Annotated in this window: 13 protein-coding genes; 7 read left to right on the top strand and 6 right to left on the bottom strand. The window is 44.0% G+C overall.

All coding sequences use genetic code 11. The annotated features are described in order from the left end of the window. Positions 1-54: 54 nt before the first annotated feature. Both dnaE and ggt read right to left on the bottom strand, forming a co-directional pair. Positions 55-3,774: a DNA polymerase III subunit alpha gene (gene dnaE, locus ACQKCG_RS11410; RefSeq protein ID WP_404692262.1), complete on the bottom strand. Its 3,720-nt coding sequence runs from the start codon at positions 3,772-3,774 to the stop codon at positions 55-57. A 294-nt stretch (positions 3,775-4,068) separates the two neighbouring features. Beyond that, positions 4,069-6,027, bottom strand: coding sequence for a gamma-glutamyltransferase (gene ggt, locus ACQKCG_RS11405; protein WP_404692261.1), 1,959 nt, complete (start codon positions 6,025-6,027; stop codon positions 4,069-4,071). A 339-nt stretch (positions 6,028-6,366) separates the two neighbouring features. Here ggt and ACQKCG_RS11400 point away from each other — a divergent pair, with 339 nt between their 5' ends. Genes ACQKCG_RS11400 through ACQKCG_RS11390 form a run of 3 tightly spaced genes read left to right on the top strand, consistent with a single transcriptional unit; the run spans position 6,367 to position 10,492 of the window. Further along, positions 6,367-8,442: a hypothetical protein gene (locus ACQKCG_RS11400; protein WP_404692260.1), complete on the top strand. Its 2,076-nt coding sequence runs from the start codon at positions 6,367-6,369 to the stop codon at positions 8,440-8,442. A 55-nt stretch (positions 8,443-8,497) separates the two neighbouring features. Next, positions 8,498-10,090, top strand: a complete 1,593-nt coding sequence (locus ACQKCG_RS11395; protein WP_404692259.1) for a hypothetical protein — start codon at positions 8,498-8,500, stop codon at positions 10,088-10,090. A gap of 48 nt (positions 10,091-10,138) precedes the next feature. Continuing rightward, the gene (locus ACQKCG_RS11390) at positions 10,139-10,492 is read left to right on the top strand and encodes a hypothetical protein (RefSeq protein WP_404692258.1); all 354 of its coding nucleotides are present in this window, start codon (positions 10,139-10,141) and stop codon (positions 10,490-10,492) included. A gap of 109 nt (positions 10,493-10,601) precedes the next feature. On the opposite strand, the gene ACQKCG_RS11385 is transcribed toward ACQKCG_RS11390, so the two are convergent. Then, the gene (locus ACQKCG_RS11385) at positions 10,602-11,129 is read right to left on the bottom strand and encodes a Spy/CpxP family protein refolding chaperone (RefSeq protein WP_227676836.1); all 528 of its coding nucleotides are present in this window, start codon (positions 11,127-11,129) and stop codon (positions 10,602-10,604) included. 374 nt (positions 11,130-11,503) lie between these two features. Here ACQKCG_RS11385 and ACQKCG_RS11380 point away from each other — a divergent pair, with 374 nt between their 5' ends. From ACQKCG_RS11380 to ACQKCG_RS11370, 3 genes are all read left to right on the top strand, one after another. Then, positions 11,504-12,190: a response regulator transcription factor gene (locus ACQKCG_RS11380; protein WP_057759848.1), complete on the top strand. Its 687-nt coding sequence runs from the start codon at positions 11,504-11,506 to the stop codon at positions 12,188-12,190. A 14-nt stretch (positions 12,191-12,204) separates the two neighbouring features. After that, positions 12,205-13,833, top strand: coding sequence for a sensor histidine kinase (locus ACQKCG_RS11375; RefSeq protein ID WP_371547342.1), 1,629 nt, complete (start codon positions 12,205-12,207; stop codon positions 13,831-13,833). Positions 13,834-14,262: 429 nt separating this feature from the next. After that, positions 14,263-20,214, top strand: coding sequence for a YadA-like family protein (locus ACQKCG_RS11370; protein WP_371547339.1), 5,952 nt, complete (start codon positions 14,263-14,265; stop codon positions 20,212-20,214). A gap of 171 nt (positions 20,215-20,385) precedes the next feature. On the opposite strand, the gene ACQKCG_RS11365 is transcribed toward ACQKCG_RS11370, so the two are convergent. Beyond that, positions 20,386-21,564: a hypothetical protein gene (locus tag ACQKCG_RS11365; protein WP_371547338.1), complete on the bottom strand. Its 1,179-nt coding sequence runs from the start codon at positions 21,562-21,564 to the stop codon at positions 20,386-20,388. 339 nt (positions 21,565-21,903) lie between these two features. Then, positions 21,904-22,554, bottom strand: a complete 651-nt coding sequence (gene maiA / locus ACQKCG_RS11360; RefSeq protein WP_371547385.1) for a maleylacetoacetate isomerase — start codon at positions 22,552-22,554, stop codon at positions 21,904-21,906. Between the two features lie 157 nt (positions 22,555-22,711). On the opposite strand from maiA, the gene ACQKCG_RS11355 reads away from it, so the two are divergent. Next, positions 22,712-23,569 (top strand): IclR family transcriptional regulator, encoded by an 858-nt coding sequence (locus ACQKCG_RS11355; RefSeq protein ID WP_371547336.1) that lies wholly within the window; start codon positions 22,712-22,714, stop codon positions 23,567-23,569. 45 nt (positions 23,570-23,614) lie between these two features. On the opposite strand, the gene ACQKCG_RS11350 is transcribed toward ACQKCG_RS11355, so the two are convergent. Then, complete coding sequence (locus ACQKCG_RS11350) at positions 23,615-24,667, bottom strand: TRAP transporter substrate-binding protein (protein ID WP_371547333.1); 1,053 nt, start codon at positions 24,665-24,667, stop codon at positions 23,615-23,617. Positions 24,668-24,721: the final 54 nt, after the last annotated feature.

The raw sequence follows: 24,721 nt of genomic DNA, 5'->3' as shown, positions 1-24,721 counted from the left end.
AAAAGTTAAAGCAATAAGATTACTATAATGAATTTTTAAAACGTAATGTACGTCTTAGCTGTAATGGAAATGTAAGTTCTCTTCACTGACCAAAGTCTTCAATGTCTGCAGATTGTCGTCATTTGGGTAAACGCGCCAGTGTTCAGACAGTCCAACATTTGCGATGCCATAGACTTCATAAATGCTTAGTCCAAGTGGCAGACAATTATCATTGATAGAAGCGTCAGTATTACTCAGGGCGTTATTGGCATAACTGGCTGGCATACCGTTTTGATTGGCCGCGTCATGGTTCATTTCGTTTTCTAATGCCAATAAATCATTGCCATTCTCATCATACAAGCTGCCACCCATTGCAGTGTCGTAGACGTTACTACCGCTGCTACCTTGTTCGTCTTGCTCTTGGTTATAAGCCAGACGCGGCTCGGGAATAATGTCAGCTTGGGCTGATTTAAGTAGTGGTTGTAGACGTGTGAGCAGATTAATATCACTACCGTGAACTTTGATACTGATTTTTTTGAGCCAACGTAGTCTGGCATCTACCATGCTCATGGCACTATCGAGACGTGCAAACAAACGTCCATCACGCTCACGGATACTGCCTTTGATGATGACGACCTCATCGATTTTCAACTGTTCTTTGACACGATTAAAACGCTCAGCGTAGCAGCTGACCTCGAGTCTCGATGTACCATCATCTAAAGTAATCACATTGCGATTACCAAAGTTAGCAATATCTATAATAAGCCCCGAGAAATAGCAGCTGCCGTTATAGCCAGTATCGGTTAACTTATCGAGACGCGCACCAGAGGTATAGCGTTTCAACTCATCCAAATACTCATTGATTGGATGTCCCGTTAAATACAGTCCCAAGGTGTTTTTTTCGGCTTTTAGACGGTGTTTGTCACCCCAAATGAGTTCTGGCGTCATGACTAATGGCGGCGCTGCAACCACACCATCCATTTCACCAAACAAATCCATCATACCGATTTCACGGTTTTGACGGTCTTGCTCAGCGGCTTGTACGGCGCTTGGCAATTGACTCATCAAGGCACCGCGAATCTCGTAAGCTTCATCGGTTGGCAAGTCAGGTCGTAGCGTGGCGGCAAAGTCATCAAAACAGCCAGCACTGACCAACGCTTCAAGCGTGCGCTTATTGACTTTTTTGATGTCGACACGGCGGCAGAAGTCATATAAGTCTTTAAAAGGACCATCCGTGCGACGTGCATCTACGATAGACTCTACCGCGCCTTCACCCACGCCTTTAATTGCGCCAAGACCATAGATGATATTGGTCGGAGTATCGGCAACGAAATGCCACTCACTACGATTGACCGAAGGATTGACTACGGTCAACCCAAAGTTTTCACGGCAGTCATTGATAAAGAACACGACGTTGTCGGTGTTGTTCATATCTGAAGTTAAGACCGCTGCCATAAATTCAGCAGGGTAGTATTGCTTTAAGTAGGCCGTTTGATAAGCCAATACGCCATAAGCCGCAGAATGCGAGCGGTTAAAACCGTAACCTGCGAACTTTTCCATCAAGTCAAATACGCCACCTGACGTGACTTCATCAATGCCTTGTGAGGTGGCACCCGTGACAAAAATATCGCGCTGCTTTGCCATCTCTTCAGGTTTCTTTTTACCCATCGCACGGCGTAGCATGTCAGCACCGCCCAAACTATAGCCTGCCATCACCTGCGAGATTTGCATCACCTGTTCTTGATAGACAATAACGCCATTGGTGTTTTCTAAAATCGGCTCAAGATTGGGATGGTCATAAATGACTTCTTCGCGACCATGCTTACGGTCGATATACATCTCTACCATGCCTGCATCGAGTGGGCCGGGACGATACAGCGCACACATAGCGATGACATCCTCGATATTGGTTGGTTGTAGTTTGGCAAGATATTTTTTCATGCCCATACTTTCTAGCTGAAAGACCGCCGTGGTTTTAGCGTCTTGCAGCAGCTTATAGGCTTTGCTGTCATCTAACGGCAAATCTTCTAAAACTAAGGCAGGTACGTTTTCTTTTGCACGGCGCAAATTAATATTTTCAACCGCTGCGTTGATGACGGTTAAGTTGCGTAGACCCAAAAAGTCAAACTTCACCAAACCGACAGCTTCTACATCGTCTTTATCAAACTGGCTGACGCGGTGACCTTCGTCATCACAGTAAATGGCACTAAAGTCAGTGATCTTGTGCGGAGCAATCAATACGCCACCAGCATGTTTACCGACATTTCGGCAGACGCCTTCAAGCTTAATCGCCATCTCCCAAATCTCAATGGCATCTTCATAATCCATATTATCAGGATTAGAGATCAAGTCTTTGAGCTGTGGTTCTTGCTCAAGCGCTTGGCTCAGTGTGATGCCAGGCGTTTTTGGAATCAGCTTGGATATTTTATTGGCCAAGAAGTACGATTTGCTTTGTACGCGTGCCACATCACGCACAACTGCTTTTGCGGCCATAGTACCAAAGGTAATAATCTGCGATACGGCATCACGACCATAGGTTTGCGCGACATAATCAATGACGCGGTCACGACCTTCAATACAAAAGTCGATATCGAAATCGGGCATCGATACACGCTCAGGGTTCAAGAAGCGCTCGAATAGTAGATCGTAATGAATCGGGTCAAGGTCGGTAATGTTTAGTGCATAGGCGACCAATGAACCTGCACCAGAACCACGTCCAGGGCCTACTGGTACACCATTGGCTTTTGCCCAACGGATAAAGTCCATGACGATTAGGAAGTAACCAGGGAAGCCCATGGATAGAATAATATCTAACTCATATGCTAGGCGTTCATCATATCTCTGACGGAAATCGTTCCAATTGTCCGTACGTGCTTCGACAGGAAACAGCTTGTCTAAGCGCTGCTCAAGACCGCGTTGTGACTCGGCACGGAAAAACGATTCAATCGTCTCGCCTTCAGGCACAGGAAAATCAGGTAGGACATTAATACCAAGTGTTAAGGTGACATTGCAGCGAGTGGCTAAGCGCAAGGTATTATCAATGACCTGCGGAATATCAGCGAATAATTGCTCCATCTGAGCTTGTGTTTTTAGGTACTGCTCATCTGAGTAAGTCTGCGGACGGTTTGGGTCAGCAAGGACATAAGAGCCTGCAATACAGACGCGGGCTTCATGAGCATCAAAATCATCTTGCTCTAAGAAACGCACGTCATTGTGCGCAATGATAGGGATGTTGTGTTTGGTACCTGAATGGATAGCTGCTCTAATAAAAGCATCTTCGCCTGAACGATTGGTACGCTTGATCGCAAAGTACAAACGATCATCAAATTTTGACTGCCATTCAGTAAGTAGTTCATCGGCCTTTTCTGGCATCGAGCCGACCAATGCTTGACCCACGTCTGACTTTTCGGTGAGCAGTACAATCACACCTGCTGCATGCTCTAAGATATGACTGCGCTTAATAACCGGCGTACCATGATTAATAGGATCAGCACGACCTTCGGTAAACCCAAGCGATACGATACGGGTAATGTTCTGATACCCTTCGTTATTCATCGCAAGTAGGGTGAGGCGTGTGTCTTCATTATCCATGATGACTTCACTGCCAATGATAGGCTTGATACCCGCACCTAAGCAGGCACGATAAAACTTCACCGTGGCATATAAATTGGACAAATCGGTCAATGCCAACGCGCGCTGATTGTCAGCCGCAGCAGCTTTTACCAGCGGTTTAATACGCACAATAGAATCGGTGATGGAATATTCGCTGTGAATGCCAAGATGTACAAATGCCATAGAAGACTCTTACTGGTACGATCAAAGAAATAAGCTAGCGATAAAATAATTGATTACTATCAATCAATTATACTGATATCTAGAGGCCGATAAGACCTCGATAGCCATATTGATACGTTTTAAATGGGGTCGTCAATAATAGCATTGTTTGCCGCAGACAGCCACAGGTTCAAAGGGTTTAATCTGCGTAAGTTAAGTCATTAAGGTATAAAAACTCGGTTATAGACCACAGAAAAAAGCCCTCAATACAACGAGGTATAGAGGGCTATGTGATTGATAATTAAAGTCAGTTTTTTAGTAACCAACCACTGCTGCATCGACAATACGTGGGTCAGACGATCCGTAAACACCGTTTGGTGTGAGCATGATCGATTGTGTAGATCCCATCGCGGATTTTGGACTGACGGTATGACCCATTGACTCGAGCTTTTTCACTGTGTCGATATTCAGTGCTTTTTCGACTCGAATCTCATCAGGTAGCCATTGATCGTGGATACGCGGCGCATGTGTTGCCTCAGCGATATTCATATCATGGTCGATGACGTTGGAGATAATCTGAGTGACAGTCGTGATGATACGGCTACCACCTGGGCTACCAGTAACGATGTAAGGTTTGCTGTCTTTGAATACGAGCGTTGGACTCATAGAAGACAGTGGACGCTTATTGGCTTCCACCGCATTGGCATCGCCACCAAGTAAGCCGTAGCCATTTGGTACGCCTGGTTTGGCAGAGAAATCATCCATTTCATTATTGAGCAGAATACCTGTACCGTCCGCAACGAGACCAGTACCATAAGAGAAGTTCAACGTATAAGTATTGGCTATCGCATTGCCATCTTTATCAACGATAGAGAAGTGTGTGGTTTGATCGCTTTCATAAGGTAGCGGGTTGTTGGCTTTGATGGTAGATGCTGGCGTGGCTTTATTGGGATCAATCAACGTACGCAGTTTATCTGCGTAGGCTTGTGAGGTTAAGCCGCTGGCAGGTACATCGATAAAGTCGGCATCTCCCAGATACTCAGCTCGATCTGCATACGCTAACTGCATCGCTTCCGCCATTAAGTGAATAGTCTGTGCGCTGTTTTGTCCGTAGTCTTTGAGCGGATAGCCTTCTAAGATATTCAAAATCTGGACGATGTGAATACCACCAGAGGAGGGCGGCGGCATAGAGACAATCTCATAGCCACGATAGTCGCCTTTGACAGGTTCGCGAGCGATGGCTTGATAATTGGCCAAATCCTCCAGGCTCATGCTGCCGCCTGCTTCATTGACTGCTTTGACCAGTCTTTGAGCGGTTTCGCCCTTATAAAATCCATCTGCGCCCTGTATCGCAATCCGCTTTAGTGAACGCGCAAGCTCAGGCTGTTTTAGACGTTCACCCGGCTGATAAGCGCTGCCGTCAGGCTTAAAAAACACTTTTTTGGTACTTGGCCATTTTTGCAGGCGATCGCTCAGCGCCGTGAGTGACTCGGACAAGCCAGCAGTGACTTCTATGCCGTCTTCAGCCAGTGCTATCGCTGGTGCCATAACTTGCTCGCGGCTCATCGTACCATGCTCTTCTAATGCTTTTAGTAGTCCTGCTACTGTTCCTGGCACGCCCACTGCCAAGCCATGATAACGAGATAAGTCGCTGACAGCATTGCCTGCTTTATCGAGGTACATATCGCGTGAGGCGCTACTCGGTGCTTTTTCACGGTAATCAAGCGCCACCGTTTTGCCTTGTTTGGCATCATAAATCATCATAAAACCGCCACCACCGATATTACCCGCACGCGGCAAGGTTACTGCTAGGGCAAAACCCACTGCAACCCCAGCATCTACTGCATTACCGCCGTCCTTTAAAATCTGTAAACCGATGTCAGAGGCAAGCGCTTCTTGGGTAGCGACCATGCCGTTCTTTGCCCAAACTGGATGATGAATGGCGTCTTCAGAGTAAATAGCTTGGTCATTGTTAGCATTGTTAGCATTGTTCGATGTGGTGCTAAGGGTATTGGTTTTCGCTCGCGTGATGCGCTGGGTTTCAGATAATACCGTTGGACTATCAGCCATAATAGCCAAGTTTATGGCACTGGTATTGATTGATGTATTGTTGACCGTCGCATTACTTACTGAGGTCGTTGGCTCTACGGCCTGTGCGGATATAGATAGTAGTAGCGTACTGGTAATGAGCACGACGCTAGATTTGAGTAAGGTATTAATTTTTGGTTTACGCTGCTGAGCGGTTCGATGGTGGCGAGATAATAACTGTGACATCGCAAAGTCCCTTTTACGCGAGTGGAAAAAATAGAGCTAGGAAATAGATAAGCCTAAATAGTAACGAAAATATGAAATAGTAGAAAGTTGTTTATTATCTTTTGTGGTGTGCGTTTTTATAGCGTTTAGCTGTATCAGCTCTATTTCAAATAAACGGGGCTAATTTTCAAGTAAATGAATCTAATGATAAGAAAGCTGTTATACAGAGAAAATTATTTATGAATGAAGAAATTCTTTAAAAATATTCGCTAATATTACTAAATTGTAACGTCTTGTGATATAAATAACGGTACCACTGTACACTCATTATCGACTGTCTATTCATACAAAGAGATTACTATGTCATCACATCATACTAATAACCGCAATCGACAGCGCTACTCTGAGACTGCGCCTGCTTATTTATCTAACACTGATCATAAAAACTATAATAGTAAAAATAACAGTCATTTATATCTAACCAGTAAATTGACTTCTATCGCATTGCTAGTTGGTAGTGCTTCAATTGTACTCGCAGGTTGCCAATCAACTCCAGCTAGCTCATCTTCCAATCTGTCGTCGAATAGTAGCGCCTCTAGTACCATGATGGACTTTAGTGTCGCAAACGCCGCGCAGAGCCAACGTCAGGGTCAAGCCTTTACTGCCAGTCAAAATGCTCAGGCCGCGCGTTATGAGCAGCTGTTTGATCAAGAGAGGTATCCAAATACCGAAAACCAAGCTAAATCACACTTGCTTGCAGCCATTCGTCAACACTTGGCGACCGAGCATGTCGCAGTCGCCACAGCCAACTATCGCTCAGCACCATTCATTGACCCAGATAGTATCGACGCAGGATCTAGTAGCTTGCTTAGAACGATTATAGAAACCTATGTGTATCAGCCTGAAGGTGCATATAGCGAAAGTGATGATGAGCCATATAATGATGACTATAACAATTATGATGACGCAAAAGATTCGATAGAGTCCTACTATCCTAGTGATTATGATCAATCTAGAGCAGACGCTGAAGCAGAAAGAAGAGCCATTGCAGCTATATTGGCTGAAGCGGGGGAGAATGAGCCTACAAGCAGTGATACCAACAGCGATAACGAGTATGCCTACGATACAGCAGATGACTATAGTAGCGATGATTACAGTAGTGACGACTATGATAATTATAATGAATACAGTAGCGGTGCTGAAGGTATGCTCTCAGGGATGTCAGGGTTAAGTCCCAAATCAATGGCTGCAAAGTATGAAGCCATGCAAATGGCAAAACAGCAAGCTAAGACAGAGACGGTAAATCGTGGCAGCCTACCAATGTCATCTACAGGCATGATTGGCAATATACTTGACATGTTCCACCGTACTCCTGAGCAAATAGCTGCATCCAATGCCTATCAGTATGAGCATCTAACATTCAATAGTGTCAGTCAATATCGTCCCAAGCAGCGCCAACTACAAAGCGTCTATAGTTACGACTACGCCACACCAACGATTAGCTCATCGATACAGATACCGTTAGCATTTGATTTTAATAATAGCAGTGTCGTAGTAGATCCATCAGCCATCATGCCGATCGTTGCACTTGTCAACCCTGAGAATACGCCACTACCATCACAGATGACCTCGCATACGGTACGCTTTGGTTTGCCTGAAAGCATCACGGCACAGTTGCCACCAGCGGTGCTCTACGATGCGGTGCTCAATGCGATACAGAGCAGCATGGCTGAGCTCGCGCCTGAGCATTTTAGCGCAGTAGATATCAGTGGTGATGCGTTTGCCAAAGAAGTCGGTGCGACTCGCGCCGTAAAAGTCTATTTCGGTAGCCAACAAAGCGGTGAAATAATTGGCAAGACGCTCAAATATTTGACTAAATCACTGCAAGAATACGTAGATGCCAATCCAGATAAATATCCTGATGGTGCCGCACTAAAGACAGCACTTGCTAAAGTGCAGTTATACAATAAAGGCTATCAAAGCGCGGATGTCGGTTCGCTATTGCAGCTTATCGAAGCTATCGGTCCTATCTCGTTTAATCAAATCAACTACTATTACTTAGACAGCTCAGATCGACTGCTGGCTAAGCAGCAACGTGTCAATATCGGTGGTGATTTGATGGGGTCGACCACAACCATGCTAAACCAAGTACGTTACGATAAAGCCAGCTTCAACCGTAATGCCTTGACACCACTGCTTGCTGAGTCTTTTGGTCCAGACGCTATGCCTCCTATAGATGGCAATGCATGGATAGCTACGCAGCGCGAGAAAAAAGACAGATTACAAACGGCCCGCTATGCACGCTACGACTATCAAGATAGCGGCAACGAGGGTGCTTATAGCAGCGATGAGTACGGTAACGATAATGACAATGGCACAGACACTGTCGATGAGAGCCGAGTTGACGATGCTCAAGATGATATGAATGAAAAATAGAAGTCAAATGACATCATCGCATTGCATTTACGCTCATATCTATTAAGGATAAAAAATGAAAACAGTACATCACACCATTGCACAACGTCTGCCATTTAAGACTAAAAATAATCTGTTAATCACCAGCGCATTTTTGACAGGGGCACTGTTGTTAACAGGTTGCCAGTCTACCAGTTTGAGCCAGTCCAGCACGGCGGCTGTAAAACAAACGCCTAGCGTTGCCAAAAATACATTAGAAACAGCACTACAAAAACAGCGTCGTCAGTCATTTAGCTACCATAGCAATCTTGAAATTGACAATAACCAACAATTTATAGATGCTGATACTAATACTGGTACGGAGAAAATGGCGGCATCAGACTATGTAGATGAACATTGCGAAGAGGCACATGACCAAGCGTACGCGGCTCTAATCCTGCAAGCAGAACAGCAAAACAAAGATGTCTTAGCGGTGGATTACGTTACTAAGCGTGACAGCATAAGGCAGTCGTATTTTGAGTGCGTAGCTGCCTATCATGCATGGGATGACCATCAATACGATAGCGATGTAAAAGTAGCACCAGATTATCAAGCGCTATTTGATAATTATGAGGATAAACAAAGACCGTTAGATAGGAAGAAAGCACAGTTATTAGATGAGTACCTACTAAAGCCGCTTTCTATCGATTCTCAAGGGATCTATCAACCGATGGCAGGCAAGGCTACGATGCTCGCCAGCGCGCAATATCAAGCACGTAATCATCACAGCAGCATCAACCAGCCTATTTATATGGATTTTAAAAACGGTGATATTTACCTATGGGCAGATAATTTTGCGATTTTAAACTCAGAATTGTTGGACGATAAACTTGGTACAAAATGGCAAAACAAGTGGTTAAAAATAGCCATTGATGATGGTACATTGCCTAAAGGGTTTGGTAGTGAAGTAATCAAAAGCCACTTTGCAGCGTTAGATGCGACTTATGACGCGGCGCCTGTCAGCCAGTTTAATTATGTTGCCCCTAACTCACTTGCTTCCCTGTCTCCAAAGCTGCCCGCGCACCAGTTATCGGCTATGCTACCAAGCGATCAAATCATTCGCCGAGTACAAAGCTTTGAGGATTATCAAGCGTCGCAACAGAAATATATGCAGATTTTCTATGATCGAATCAGTGAAAAATACCCAGAGCTGGTACAAGAACCCGAATCGATGACAGAGTTTGAGTCGATTCAAAATCCAAAGGCATTCACCAGTAAGTCTGTTGTGCAAAAAATACTGGCTATGATAAAAGATCAAATGAATGAGGAAGCAACGACGGGTGAGACCGTTGCCAATACAGAAGTACAGGAACTATACGGGTTTGATAAACGTGGTCAACTCAAATGGGAGCACTTACGCCGTCAGTTAGATAACACTAGCGAAGCGAATAACAACAAAGGCATGAGGATAGATGTGTTGCAGCAGTATTCCGCTGTTAGCACTAAGGACTTGGCGTTCCCTAACCTACCAAGTAATGTGCAGTCGCCGAACGCTAGCAATAGCATTGATTTACGAAAGTATGCTCCAGAGCTGCTGCAATATTACCAAGATGGTAATGGCACGGCAGTAGGTAAAATGGTCTTTAACATGTTGCCGATGGTCAGAGAGCGTTTTGGTTCGGTTGAGTAAATAGCGAGTTTCGTAAAAATGATTTTTCTACATTCGAATAGGATAGGTATGAAACAATATTTAGTAGGTATATTTTTTGCTGTCATCACTTTTAGCTCTGCTCAAGCGGGATGTATTGGCAACTCATCGTTCTCCACATGTTCTGATGCTAGTGGAAATACATACACAAATAATAGAATAGGGAATACTACATATACCTCTGGCTATAATAGTAGTACAGGAAGTAGTTGGAGCCAAAGTACCAATAAAATTGGTAATACTTCATATACTAATGGTACCAGTGCTGATGGTGGTTCTTGGAATAAATCTTCTCAACAGATTGGTTCTTATACTTATCATAATGGTAGTGATAGTAATGGTAATAGCTTTAACTATTCATGCAATCAATATGGATGCAACTAAAATATATAGACGATAAAAAGTAAATAAAAAAGCGCACCTATCAACGGCGCGCTTTTTCATTTTATACGTATACAGCTAGATAAAATAACACTTTTTCCGGAGTGGCTTATTACATACCTTGATGCTGTTTGTCATGACCTTTACGGTCTTTTGAATGCTTGCGACCTTTTTCTTGTCTCTCTGACTTCATCTGTTCCATCTTTGCACGTTGCTCAGCAGTCAACACTTGAGCGATGGCATGTTGGGTTTGTACACGTTCGATAAAGCGTTGCTTTTCTTTTGCCGCACGTTGATCAGCCAGACGGTTTAAAGCAGCAGTATTCAAAGTGCTGGCATTGGTCAGTGCTTGTATTTGCTGATCCATTTGCGCGCGTTCCGCTTGATGTTCTGCACGGTCAGCAGTGCGATCGCCACGTTTGTTTTGCATGATGGCTTTGATTTGCGCTTGCTGTGTCGCTGTTAGATCCAATTTTGACATTGGGCCTCTCATCTCACCTTTTTTCATGCCATCTTTGTGGTTCTTTTGCATTTGCGCAGTTGGCGTTGTATCAGTAGTTGCGTTAACGCTGGTGCAAGCGGTTACTGTAAATATGCTAGACGCTGCTAATACTGAGCCTAATAGTAATTTTTTCATCATAATATCCTTGATTACATTGAGTTTGATTTCATAAACACTAAATTTTTATCTCGCAAGTACCATCTGTTGAACGTTATCGCTCGTTATGGTCAGCCATCTTAGAAATGCAATACTTGCTGTTGATAGGAGTATATTACGACAGTTAAAGGTTACGAACATTTATGAAGTATTAAGAAAGGTAACGTTTCTGGTGAATTGGCAAGTGCTTGCCTGATAATATGGTTAACTACAGTCTACCGGCAATAAAAATACCACGGCGACAATCTCGCTAACCATATCACAATGACACCTGTACGCGGACTTACTGCGTCATGATTATTATAGAGTGATTGGATTGAGTAAATAGAGATAAATAAAAATTAAAGGAGAGAAGTATGCCAAACATCCTGATAGGCGATGACGACGAAGAGTTGACTCAGTTATTGCAAGAGTACTTGGACAATCACGGTATTCGCTGTGACTGCGTGCATGATGGTGCAGCAGTCATACAACGACTCAAAGCGGTAGCACACGAAGATACGGTTTATGATTTACTCGTGCTCGATATTATGATGCCAAAACTGGATGGATTGAGTGTCCTGCGCCAATTACCAAATATTATCGATATTCCAGTCATTATGCTGACGGCAAAAGGGGAAGAGATTGATCGTATTATTGGTCTAGAGCTTGGTGCCGATGATTATATTACCAAACCTTGTAACCCACGAGAGCTGCTGGCACGTATTAATGCAGTGATTAAACGTACCAATACGACCGCATCAGAGCATACTCCGTTGCCAGAGAGTCGTTTGCACCTCGATCAAAACCAACGTGCCTGTCAGATAGATGGGGTGACGCTACAAGTCACTGGTACAGAGTTTGATCTGCTCGTGGCCTTGCTCAAACAAAAGGGCGAGGTGGTCAGTAAAGCATGGCTGTCAGAGAATGTCTTGCAGCGTGAATTGCAGCCATTTGATCGTAGTCTCGATGTGCATGTATCTCGCTTACGTAAAAAACTTCAACCTTTTCACGATGAGCCAATAAAAGCGGTGCGTGGAAAAGGTTATCAACTGGTGCTGTAATGACGGACATATCGATGAAAGCTTCTGAGCAGACCCTCAAAAAAGCACCTAAGTTTAAGGTGCGCATCACCTTGTTTTGGCGTTTATTCCTGAGCCTACTATTGACGATTTTAATCACCTCTGTATTGTCCATCGTGGTAGAACGCTGGTTAGCTGAAAAAGAGCTGACCTCTCGTATGGATGTGCAAATCGATAGTCTATTGATAAAGCGTGAAGAGATGGTCGCGTCACTACGGGCTGGTGATGTAGAGTCTGTCAGGCAGATGTATCGTCAAGACCGCCAGTTGATGAATCAAATCAGAGTCTATGATGAGCAGGGCGCTATTATATTCCCGCGTTACCGTGACAAAGATGAGCGCGCGCAAGGACAACTGCAAAGTGGTCGGCAGCTAATGGATCGTGCAATACAACCGTTGCAGCAAATACCGCCTAGAGTAGAGAATAACGTTTATGGCGTAGAAGGCCGCAATGCTGACAATAGACTGCGTGAGCACGACAATGAAATACCAGAAGATGAGCTGTCTTTTTGGCAAAAATTCCTAAAACCAAGAACGGCAAGTAGTGCAGCAGTAGCTGATATCGATACTCGTCCTGAACTGGCTGATATGTCTGTTGAACTACCTGATGGTCAGTCAATCATCATACAGTTGCGTCCGCACTTGCGTTTTTCAGACGTAGTAGAGATACAGCACGGGAATTTTCCAATACGTTTGCTATTAATCGTTATCTTTAGTGTACTGGTCTGCATATGGCTCAGTCGTACGCTGACCCAGCGAATTGGCCGTGTACAAAATACCGTACACCGTATGATTGATGGTAATTATCAAGCCAACCCAGAACTGTCCAAGATGGGCGATGATGAGTTGGGGCTACTTGCCAAAGACGTCGCCCATCTATCGACGAGGTTCGTCGACAGTGAGCTGGCACGCAAGCAAATGCTTAGTGATATCTCACATGAGCTGCGTTCGCCACTTGCTCGTCTGGATGTAGCGACTGAGCTGACTCGAGACTTTGCGCCCAATGCCAATCGCTATTTAGACCGTATCGATAAAGAATCTACACGAATGAATGAGCTGATTGAGCAAATCATTCATATTCAGTCCCTACAAATGCAGCAATATACCGTTGATAACTTGGAGAGTGAGGCAGTCGACATATCCGACATCATTAGCAATATCGGAGAGGATGTCTGCTTTGAGTTTCAACATAAAGACGTACATTGGCAATGGCAACCGCCTGTAGCCTCAGCGTTGGATGATTTGGAAGGTTTTTGGACCGTCCAAGGTAATGCAGAGCAGTTGTATAGCGCACTTGAAAACGTCATTCGCAATGCTTTTATGCACACGGCAGCGGGTTCGACAGTGATTGCGGAAATCAAAGCAATACAAATGAACAATAAGGCATCAGCTGTTCAAATTAATATAACAGACGAAGGTGGCGGTGTCGCAGAAAAAGACTTAGAACGTATTTTTCATCCCTTTGTGCGGCTCGATACTGCTCGGCATCGTGATACTGGCGGTTATGGTCTTGGATTGGCTATTGTCCACGCTGTGGTCATGGCGCATAAAGGATATATCAATGCTTATAACCGGCAAGATGGTATTCAAGGGTTGGTGGTTCAAATAGTGCTACCTAGCAGATAAAAAGATAAATAATGCAGAAACAATTTATGTAACCAACATGCGCTTATCATGTATTTTTAATGTGTATAAGCGCATATTTAGTAGTAGATAAAAGCTGACTCTTTTTAAAACCGACGTAATTTATTATAAATAGACAAGAATTAAACGAATTTATATTCGTTTATATGAATATAACCGACGAACGGTATCAAAACACGGATGAACGGCATTGTCTCTCTGTATATATTCGGTAATACTAATATATACAGAGAGTGATAAAGATTATACAAAACAGAACGTCTTATTCCTTGAAGACTACTACAACTATTATTTGAACAAGGTCTCGTTATTATAAGCTTATAACCCGTTTTATTTTGTCACATCGTTTCTCTGACATAGATCTTATCTCTGATTTTTTAAATCTGACAAGTCTGTAAGGGAGTACGCATCATGAACCGCATCTATAAAGTCATCTGGAATGAAGCCTTAAGTTGTTTTACCGCCGTTGGTGAATACGCGAAGGGACGTGGCAAATCTTCCAAATCTAGCGTTAGCTCTAACGCTACCATAAATACAACGTCTAACCTGTCCGTTATCCATACGTTACGTCTGAGCACTATAGCGCTTGGGCTACTAGCTGCTGGCTTTGGCATGCAGGTGAATGCATTGGGTACCTACTTTGTTGGTGACGACCCAACGCCTAAAATACATACCAATTCATTCCTTCACCAAACACTAACGGTGCAGGGTGGAGAAACGGTCACTGGCGATCCCAATACCAAAAATATTAGCGTGACTGCCAATAGACATGATAAGTCGCTAACGATAAAGCTCGATGAAAATGTCGATTTAGGGACTGATGGTAGTCTTAAAACGGGTGATACCTTAGTCGATAACTCTGGCATTAAGATTACAGCCATAAATCCAGCCAATAGTGTCATTTTGAGCAATAGTGGCCTAAACAATGGTAATAACAAAATCACCAATGTATCCAATGGTGCTGTGATGGCAGGGAGTAAAGATGCAGTTAATGGCTCGCAGCTATATAGGCTGGTTAATATAGTCAAGGATAACAAGACTAAATATTATAGTGTTGACTCTGAAGCTATTGGCAATGCCAATAACGATGGCGCAACAGGTTATAATGCTATGGCCATGGGTGGCAACGCAAAGGCGACTGGCAGCCAAACCATCGCTATTGGTAGCTCGGAATCTGGACAACAAACGTTGGCAAGTGGTGAACAATCTATTGCTATTGGTGCCAATGTCGTTTCAAGAGGCGGCTCTTCTATTGCCATCGGTGGCGATGACCTAAACTTAGCATCGATATACAATATCGACGGTAGTATCACTAGCACTGAGCTAAACAGTGGCACAGTCAATACGGCTTTTAATGAATATGCGGGTCGAGATCTACTGGATGCAAGCGACCCATATACAGGAAATACTGAATCGGGCGGGGCAGCTTCCATAGCAATTGGTGTCAAAGCTCGTACGGCGGGTCATCTTGCAACTGCAATAGGTACGCATGCGAATGCTGCTGCAACCGCGTCATCAGCGTTCGGTGTGGCTGCCTCTGCTACTGAAAAAGGGGCCGTGGCACTGGGTGCTGGCGCTCAGTCTAATGCTCAAGATGGTGTGGCACTAGGATCGCAATCTGTGGCTAACGTTGCAGGTGGTGCGGTTGGGTTTGCTCCAACAAGTGCTAGTGTCGTAGACAAAGCAGCTATTACCGCAACTAATAGTACAGGCCTTGGTGCAGTTTCTGTTGGTAGCTCTACTAATGGTACTCGCCAAATTATTAATGTCGCAGCAGGTACTCAAAACAGTGATGCAGTAAACGTATCTCAATTAAAAGCGTTAGATACTATCGTTGCTGGCATTGATTTCCCTATCCGTTCTAGCAGTGCACAGCCATACACCACGTCAGTAACAGGTACTGACGCTCTTGCCGTTGGCTCGAATGCCAATGCAAAAGGTAATAATGCAACCGCTGTTGGAGAGAGCGCATTTGCAAACGCAAATGCAACCGTTATCGGTGAAGGCGCAAGATCTTCGTTCAACGGCTTTGCTGGTGGTCAGGAGGCCAAAGCGGGTGTTAATTCAGTGGCGATAGGTCAAAGAGCCACAAACGGAACCGCAAGTCGTGCAGTTGCGATAGGCTATGAAGCAAAAGCAACCGCCCAAGACACTATTGCACTTGGTCTTGATGCACGAGCTGAAGCGTTAGGTAGTATTGCACTAGGTAAAGGTTCTAGAGCAAATGCACTAAACAGTGTCGCTTTAGGTCAAAACTCTATTGCAGCTGTACAAAGCGGCGCATCTTTCTTAACCAACGTTGCTGCTGATGCCAATAACGGCACCGTCTCAGTAGGCGCTGTTGCAAGCGAACGTCGTATCATTAACGTTGCAGGTGGTTCAGCAGATACGGATGCAGTAAACGTATCTCAGCTAAAAGTGGTTACAGAAACAGCCAATAGAGGCTGGGATATCAGCGCACAAGGTGATAGTGCTACCGCAAGTACGGTAGGACCTGGAGATTCAGTTGACTTCAACAGTAAAAACAGCAATATCACTGTTTCTAAAGACACTACTAGTAATGATGTCTCGTTCGAACTCAACAATAACTTAGACCTAGGTAATAACGGTAGTGTAGAAATGGGTTCAAGCTCTCCGTTCGGTTTTGGTGATACCACGACACTTGATCGCTCTGGTCTAACAACAGGTAACTCATACTTTAGTACAACTGTAGATGGTTTAGGTGTTAGAACCGGTAATGCACTGGCTAGTACATCAGTTAATGGCTTAGGAGTATTGGTGAATGGTCCACTAGGTATTCCTAGTACTGTTCTAACCATGGATGGTTTAACAATTATTGGTGGTCCAAGCGTAACAAGGTCTGGTGGTATCGATGCTGGTAACAAAAAGATTATCAATGTTGATAACGGTGAAGACCCAAATGATGCTGTCAATGTCAGTCAACTAAGTAGCTCGTCTGCCGCTGCCAGAACCAAAGTCTTAAAGGGAACCAATGTTTCTAGTGTTGATTTCTCAATCGACAGTGACACAGGACAAGATGTTTATACTGTTAATGCTAATGGTGCTAAAACCTCAGCAGGATCTACAGCAGTAGAAATAAACGCAACTACTGATACAACCAACTTAACTGATTATGCGGTTGACTTAAGTCAAGTTACTAAAGACAGTCTAGTTAAAGCGGACAACTCAGTACAGTATGACAATGCTGTTACTAGAGATGTTGTTACTTTAGGTGGCGTTGGAGCAACTGGCCCAGTCACAATGACTAATGTCGCTGTCGGGAACATAAGCGAAGATAGTACTGATGCAATTAATGGTAGTCAGCTATTTGATACCAATGCCAAGGTTAACCAAGGCTTTGGTTTAAAAGCTGCCGATGGTCAAACTGTAATGAAACAGCTAGGAGAACAAGTCGAGGTAGTGGGTTCTAATGATAATATCGACACAAGAGTAAGAAATGGCAAAATCGAAGTCAAGCTCAATAACGATCTTGATCTAGGTAATAACGGCAGCGTCAGCACAGGTAATATCTTTGGTGGCACTCAAGTTAATCGCTTGGGCATGGTCACAGGTGGTCTGGCAATGGGTGGCGTCACTACAGTCAGTGGCGCTGGTGTGACCGTAACAGGTATAAACCCTTTTAACCCATCTAATGCCACGTTGACCAGTGATGGTCTAACCATTCTGAATGGTCCAAGCATGACCAGATCTGGTGGTATCAATGCTGGCAATAAAAAGATCACAAACGTTAAAGCGGGTGTCTTAGATAAAGACGCTGTCAACGTTAGTCAGCTAAATAGCTCATCTGCCGCTGCTAAAACAGAGGTCGCCGCAGGTACTAATATTGCGGGTGTTGTGAAGTCTACAGGTGGTAACGGTCAAGATGTCTATACCGTCAATGCAGATGGTGTTACTGCTTCAGCAGGCTCTTCTGCCGTCACGGTCACAGCAGGTGACAAAGACGAGTTTACCAACATGACCGACTATGCCGTTGACTTAAGTGTAGATAGCAAAGCCAGTCTGGTAAAAGCGGACAGTGCCATGCAGACCATTGTTGCTCAAATAGATGGCGTTGATGTTAAAACGCTTAACCAAACGGACAATACGGCGAATTTCCTAACAGGAGATAACATTGTTCTCACTGCTGAGGATGGTGGTATTAAAGTCGCTACAAAAGAGGATGTCACTTTCACTAGTGCTAGCTTTACTGATAGTACAGTTCGTGTGAGTGGTGAAGGTCTTGATAATGGCGGCAACAGAATCATCAATGTAGATGATGGTGATGCAGATACTGATGCTGTCAATGTTAGACAATTAAATGCAACCAACAATACAGTGGACCTAGGACTGAACTTTACAGGAGATGATACAAATGTTGTCGTCAATCGCAAGTTAGGTCAAACGTTGACACTCCAAGGAGGTGCTACCAACGTAACTGAAAACAATATCGGTGTGATCGCTGATGAAGATGGCAATCTAAATGTTAGATTGGCTGAAGATGTCATGCTTGGTAAAAACGGTAGCGTGAGAATGGAAAGCACGGTGCTTAACAATGCAGGCGTCACCATCACTGATGGTCCTAATCAGACCATTACGTTAAGCAACGAAGGTCTTGATAATGGTAATAATAGAATTATCAAAGTTGATAAGGGAATTGCCCCAACCGATGCCGTAAACTTTGCACAGCTCACTATGACTAATGATGAAATTGCTAAAGGTATCAAAATTGGTGACGGCAATAGTGCTAATGATCAGCAATTTGCATTAGGCGATACGATCAATGTCACAGGAGATAACAATCTGACTACTGTCGCTTCTGCGACTGGCGTCCAAGTAAAACTGAATAATCAGTTAGACCTTGGAGATGATGGCAGTATACAGATAGGTAACAGCATCATGAGTGATGCAGGCTTTACCTTCGTTGGAAATGGCGTGAATAGAATGGTTTCTCAGGTCTCATTGAGTAGCCGTGGTCTAGACAATGGAGGCAACACCATTCGCAACGTTGGGGAAGGTGTGCTAAATACGGATGCTGTCAATGTTGGGCAGTTAAAAGATGTCGCCATTGCCTTGGATCAAGGTTGGGGCATCACCGCTCAAGGTGATATCGCTACGATGGTAAAACAAGGAGATGCTGTCGACCTCAGTAGTAAAGACGGTAATATCAAGGTATCTAGGAAATCAGTGAGTGATGTGGCTGCTTTCGATAGTAGTCCATCATTGCAGGCTGCAGCCATACCTACCAATGCTAATGATATTAGCTTTGATCTTAACCCAGATATTACTTTGAATAGCGTAACCACTGGGGGTACGGTTATGAATGACAATGGACTGACTATTGTAGGTGGTCCGAGTGTTACGAAAAGTGGTATTGATGCCGCTGATACCAAAATTACCAACGTTCAAAATGGAGAAGTTTCGGCGACAAGTCAGGACGCCATAAACGGTGGTCAGCTTTATGCCCAAGGCACTGGTATCAGCAGTATTATCGGTGGTGACACTGTTTACAATGCCGAAGATGGTACTTTTACCAACAGTGACATTGGTGGAACGGGTGAAAGCAATATTGATGGTGCGATTGCTTCTATCAGACAAGGCACGATTGAAATTAGTGAAAATGTTCAAATTAACACAGAGAGCATTACCACTAATACAACCAATATCGCGACCAATACGACAAATATTGCTACGAATACCAGCAATATCACGACCAATACTACGAATATCGAAACCAATACGGATAAGCTAGATGCTGGACTCAATTTTGGCGCAGACAGTGGCGCTAATATCAATAAACCAATTGGCGATGAGAGTGTCCTCAGTTTCACTGGTGGCAATAACATCACCACCACAGCAGATGGCAGTAGTATTAAGTTTGATCTAAACGGTAATATCAGCGTTGATAGTGTCACAGTTGGGACAACGGTTATCAATAGTGAGGGTATCAGTATGCAAGATGGGCCAAGTATGACGTCTCAAGGTCTATATGCTGGCAACCAACGTATGACTGGTGTCGCCGATGGGGTCGAAGCAACAGACGCCGTCAATTATAGTCAGCTTAGTGCGCTTGATAGTCGACTCAATAACAATATGAGCGATCTTGGCTACAAAATCGACGAAGTAGAAGATGATGCAAATGCAGGTATCTCCGGGGCAATGGCAATGTCGGCAATGCCTCAGGCTTATATCGCAGGTAAGTCACTGATTGGTGGCGGTGTCGGTACCTATAACGGAGAAAGTGCTGTAGCAATTGGTTTCTCTAAATTATCTAACGACGGTCGCTGGGTCATTAAGGTAAATGGTTCGGCAGATACTCAAGGAAACGTAGGCGGCGCAGTGGGTGCAGGTTTCCATTTTGACTAACAAAACCTCTCAATTGTAGCTATCGGTAGACTATAAAAAAGCAAGACATCTAATGTTTTGCTTTTTTACGGCTTAAAGATAAACAATTGATGCAGCAATAATGTCGATGAATCAAAATAAGCGCTTGTAAATTGTGTCTCACAAGCGCTTATTATTTATAATTAAGGGCTTCTATATTCTGAACATTGCACCATTCGGTTTCAGTCCAACATAGGCCATACCTGCTTGATTCATCCAGTGAGGTTGAATAATGCCATGCTGCAAAATCGCATGAATATCTCTATGCGCCCTTTCTATCTTATGCTTTTTATATAGGGAGGCTGTGCCTGCGACTGCGTAAATTTCAGATACCATGTCACGAGCTTCTCTTGCGCCTTCACAAGAAGCGGCCCATACATCTGCAAGCTGTATATCAGTAAAGGTGTTCTGCTGCTGTGCCTCTTTCCACAGTACCTCGACACTATAATGCAGTTGGGCGCGTTTCGATGCTAGTATTGTTTTGCTCTTAGCAATAGTAGCCTGTACCGTTGCACGGTCGCGTAGATCTGGACTCTTACCAGGCGTTACCCTCTCAAGGCACATATCAACCAAGTCATCCATAGCGGCTTTCAATACGCCTAGCGCCATCGCCGCACAGCCAGCAGCATTGATACAACCGATAGGCAGACGACTGTAGGCAGTATCGACAGCCACAGGACTATCAAAGTCAACTGCATAAGCCTCTTTGACAAAAGTGTCTTTGACGATTATATCGTGGCTACCTGTACCATTTAGGCCGCCCACATCCCACGTATCAATGATTTTTACATCCTTTTTGGGAATAAAAAATAGCTTTAAATTTGCACCTGGGCCAAGGGTTGTAGGAGAGCCTTCGGAGATAACGAGACAACGGAGTACAAACCAGTCAGCCAATTGGCATCCAGAGACGAGTGTCCATTGTCCTGATACCATGTAGCCATTATCTACTGTTTGGGCCACGCCTTCAGGACGTGCTGAATTGGCATAAATATGAGATGGGTCACTGTATACTTCTTTCATACTGGACTCGTCCAAAAATCGACCGAATGTACAGGCCAAATGGTTGTTCCAAACGATCCAAGCAACGGAGGCCTCAGCACTGGCCAACGTCTCATAAGTTTTTAGCGTTTCTACTGGGTTGCCTGCCCATCCTCCTAACGATTTAGGCAACCCCATTCTAAATAATGCAAATTCTGAAAGTTTATTGACTACCACGGGTGCAATTTTTCTAGCGCTTTCTGTTTCATCTCTAAACATGATTGCTGATGCATAAATCTTGTTTGCTGCATCCGATGGTAGGGTGGTTATCTCTGATGAGGATATATCATTCATATTGTTCAACCTTATTGTGATGAATAAGACAGTACTTTTTTCTATAGCTAATAAAGTACAAATTTGAGCGATGACAAATGCTTATATAAAGAATAACCAACAGCTGCCCACCATACAACCGTTAATATAAATATATTAAAAATTATATTGTAAAAATTGAATAAATAATAATCAATGAGGCAAAGTTAAGCGATAAAGCTAGAGGTTAAGCTGCGAAAATATGAAGGTGTGAAGAATAAAGCCAGACCAAATACTAAGTGTTAATTCTAAGTCACTTGATATTTGGCCGAGAAGATAAATATTCTATAAAGATAGGTATCCTATAAAAACTGTCTCAAATTAGGCATCACGTTTCGGTGCATCAGGCTGCATCATAGGATCGGCATCTGCGAACGCTTTTAGTGTACGGCAATGAGTATCAATAGCGACGATATTGGGATAAGCGCTCAAATCTACTTTGAAGCGGCGAGCAGAAGAGACTTGCGGAATCAAATAACAATCTGCGAGAGTAGGACTGTCCCCATAGCAGAATTGTCCGCGATTGTTATCCGCAGCTAAGCGTGTTTCTAAAGCGGCAAAACCTTCACTGATCCAGCGATTGCACCATGCAATCACATCTTCCTCATTTACTGACAGCTCATTGCGTAGGTACTGTAAAATGCGGCGATTATTAATTGGATGGATGTCGCAACCAATCATGGCGCTCAGTGCGCGTACTTGCATACGCCCAGCAGCATCGTTAGGCAATAATGGATGCTCAGGGTAGACCTCTTCTAACCACTCCAAGATAGCTGGACTTTGATATAATAATAAATCGTCAGCTTGTAGGACAGGCACTAATCCTTGTGGATTAATTGCTTTGAAGGCAGATTCTAACTGTTCATCCTGTGCCAGATTGATCGTGATATCATCGTAATCTAAGCCTTTTAGGTTCATAGCGATACGAGTACGGTAAGACGTGCTACTACGAAAGTAGCCATAAAGTGTCATCATGATTCATGTCCTTATGTATATGTGTTTTGAAAAGAGTAAATACTATGAAGTAAGATCTGTATCTCAGTGATATTTGATCGGGCAAACCCTTATTGAACAAACCACTAACAAGCAAAATTAAAAAATAACCAAGCACACCAGAATCGAGCAAATCATGCCAGCAGACAAAACCCTTGTAGACAGTTCTATCAGCAATAAAAACCAAAGTGGGGTTCAGTCGCTTGAGATTGGGCTGTCGTTACTCGATGTGCTGATCGACCGTAATGAGCCTATGATGCTAAAGGATATCGCTGAAGCCATGCAAATGCATCCAGCAAAATCCCATCGTTACTTAGTCAGTCTCATCCGCAAAAACTACGCGCGTAAGCTTGATGATGGTCGCTATGGGCTTGGCGATAGAGTCAATGCATTGGCATCATTAGGACATACGGAACTTAACCAAAACAATCTTTTGGCACGTCTCACACAAGTGGCTAATGAAATCAAAGATACCTTAAACTGTGGTGTGCAAATTGCCAAATGGTTTAGCGAAGGCCCTATTATTATTCAGTCCGTTGAGCCAGACAGTCCGATTAGTATCATTACTCGCATCGGCTCACGTATGCCTCTGACGACATCAGCCACAGGGCAGTTATTTGCCAGTTATCAACCTGATGCCGTCATTCAGCCATTGGTCGCAGCTGAGTGGCATACGAGTAATACTACCGTAGATATGGCCGATAAGTGGCAGTACTTTACCCAGCTACAGGCCAAAATTCGTACTCAAGGCTATGCGACAGTGACGGGCGATATGCTCATAGGGATTAACGCCATTACGATACCTGTGATATTGCCACAGATTGCCAATAGTGCTGCTAAACCATCCACGAGTAGTGATCAAACTGCTGGTGAGGATTTACCGCTAGAATATGCTATTACTATCATTGGAACAACAGAGCAATTGCCTATGAGTGAGCAACATAATGTGGTTGAGCAAATACTGGCGATAGCGCAGCGTTATCAAATTGCCTAGCCAGTATATGATGCTATAAGCTAGGGCGATCCTTCAATTCAGCCTCTAAACCATACAGCCGCTACTGGCCGCTTTTGCTTTTTCGTATACGTTGTCAGCATCTAGGCCAGTTGCATTTACTTCATCAAGGTAATGCTGCGAACCTTCCATTAATGGACCTCTCCAATCTGGGTCGTTGAGTGGATCAGGGATATCAATCATAATATCGCCTTTTTCTTTGGCAGCGGCCATTGCTTTGGCATTGCTAACGTCAAATACTTTAGAGATATGCGCTGCTAGCTCTGCGCCAGAATTATCATCGATTACTTTTTTGAGGTCATCGGGCAAACGGTTGTATTTCTCCTTGTTCATGCTAATTACAAAGGTAGAATTATAAAAAGGAATATTGGTGTGCGTATTGATCAGCTCATCAAGGCGAAATGCTTGAATGGGTTGCCAAGTAAAGCTGAGCCCGTCAATGACACCGCGCTGCAGAGAGGTATAAGTATCACTGGCAGGCATGCCGACAGGTGCAGCACCAGTTGCTTCGATAATATGGCTAGCAACCGCAGAAGGTTGGCGAATACGTAGACCTTTCATGTCGGCTGGCGTGCGAATCGGTTTATCAACCGTATGAAGCGCACCTTGACCAGTCCCTATCAAAGCGAGCAAGTGAGTGTCTTCGTACTCGTCTTTAATGATACCGTCATTATATAGCTTATGAAGTATACAGCTCTGCTGCTGTGCAGTATTAGTGATGCCTGGCAACTCTACAATTTGAGTCAAAGGAAATCGTCCTGCTGTATATCCTTGTGCTTGCATACCAATATCCACACTACCTTTCGCCGTAGCGTCATAGGTAGCCCCTGGTTTGCTGAGCGTTGCAGAAGGGTAGATCTCAATCTTTAAGCGGCCGTTTGAATCCGCTTCAATTTTCTTTGCCCATGGCTCTAACGCTTCGGTGTTTATATTGTCAGTGGCAGTCATAAAGTGTGAGAACCGCAACGTTGTCACTTCACCTGCATCTGTAGACGCGCCTGTTGTTTGGTCGTTATTGGAGCAACCAGTCATCGCAAGCGAGGCGGCTAAGAGTATTCCTAGAGGGGTTCTTATTTTCATCATAGAGTCCTTTCATGATGGTGATATATGGTTCGCTATTTATTGATACCTAGA

This window comes from Psychrobacter sp. NPDC078929, assembly GCF_050267985.1.
In the GTDB taxonomy this organism is placed as follows: domain Bacteria; phylum Pseudomonadota; class Gammaproteobacteria; order Pseudomonadales; family Moraxellaceae; genus Psychrobacter.
This window is presented reverse-complemented; position numbering and strand designations above follow the sequence as displayed.

Excerpts from the sequence above, each read along its gene's own strand:
- ACQKCG_RS11395 (WP_404692259.1), top strand. The coding sequence starts at position 8,498 with ATGAAAACAGTACATCACACCATTGCACAACGTCTGCCATTTAAGACT.
- ggt (WP_404692261.1), bottom strand. The coding sequence starts at position 6,027 with ATGTCACAGTTATTATCTCGCCACCATCGAACCGCTCAGCAGCGTAAA.
- ACQKCG_RS11355 (WP_371547336.1), top strand. The coding sequence starts at position 22,712 with ATGCCAGCAGACAAAACCCTTGTAGACAGTTCTATCAGCAATAAAAAC.
- dnaE (WP_404692262.1), bottom strand. The coding sequence starts at position 3,774 with ATGGCATTTGTACATCTTGGCATTCACAGCGAATATTCCATCACCGAT.
- ACQKCG_RS11400 (WP_404692260.1), top strand. The coding sequence starts at position 6,367 with ATGTCATCACATCATACTAATAACCGCAATCGACAGCGCTACTCTGAG.
- ACQKCG_RS11350 (WP_371547333.1), bottom strand. The coding sequence starts at position 24,667 with ATGAAAATAAGAACCCCTCTAGGAATACTCTTAGCCGCCTCGCTTGCG.
- maiA (WP_371547385.1), bottom strand. The coding sequence starts at position 22,554 with ATGACACTTTATGGCTACTTTCGTAGTAGCACGTCTTACCGTACTCGT.
- ACQKCG_RS11385 (WP_227676836.1), bottom strand. The coding sequence starts at position 11,129 with ATGATGAAAAAATTACTATTAGGCTCAGTATTAGCAGCGTCTAGCATA.
- ACQKCG_RS11380 (WP_057759848.1), top strand. The coding sequence starts at position 11,504 with ATGCCAAACATCCTGATAGGCGATGACGACGAAGAGTTGACTCAGTTA.
- ACQKCG_RS11390 (WP_404692258.1), top strand. The coding sequence starts at position 10,139 with ATGAAACAATATTTAGTAGGTATATTTTTTGCTGTCATCACTTTTAGC.
- ACQKCG_RS11375 (WP_371547342.1), top strand. The coding sequence starts at position 12,205 with ATGAAAGCTTCTGAGCAGACCCTCAAAAAAGCACCTAAGTTTAAGGTG.
- ACQKCG_RS11370 (WP_371547339.1), top strand. The coding sequence starts at position 14,263 with ATGAACCGCATCTATAAAGTCATCTGGAATGAAGCCTTAAGTTGTTTT.
- ACQKCG_RS11365 (WP_371547338.1), bottom strand. The coding sequence starts at position 21,564 with ATGAATGATATATCCTCATCAGAGATAACCACCCTACCATCGGATGCA.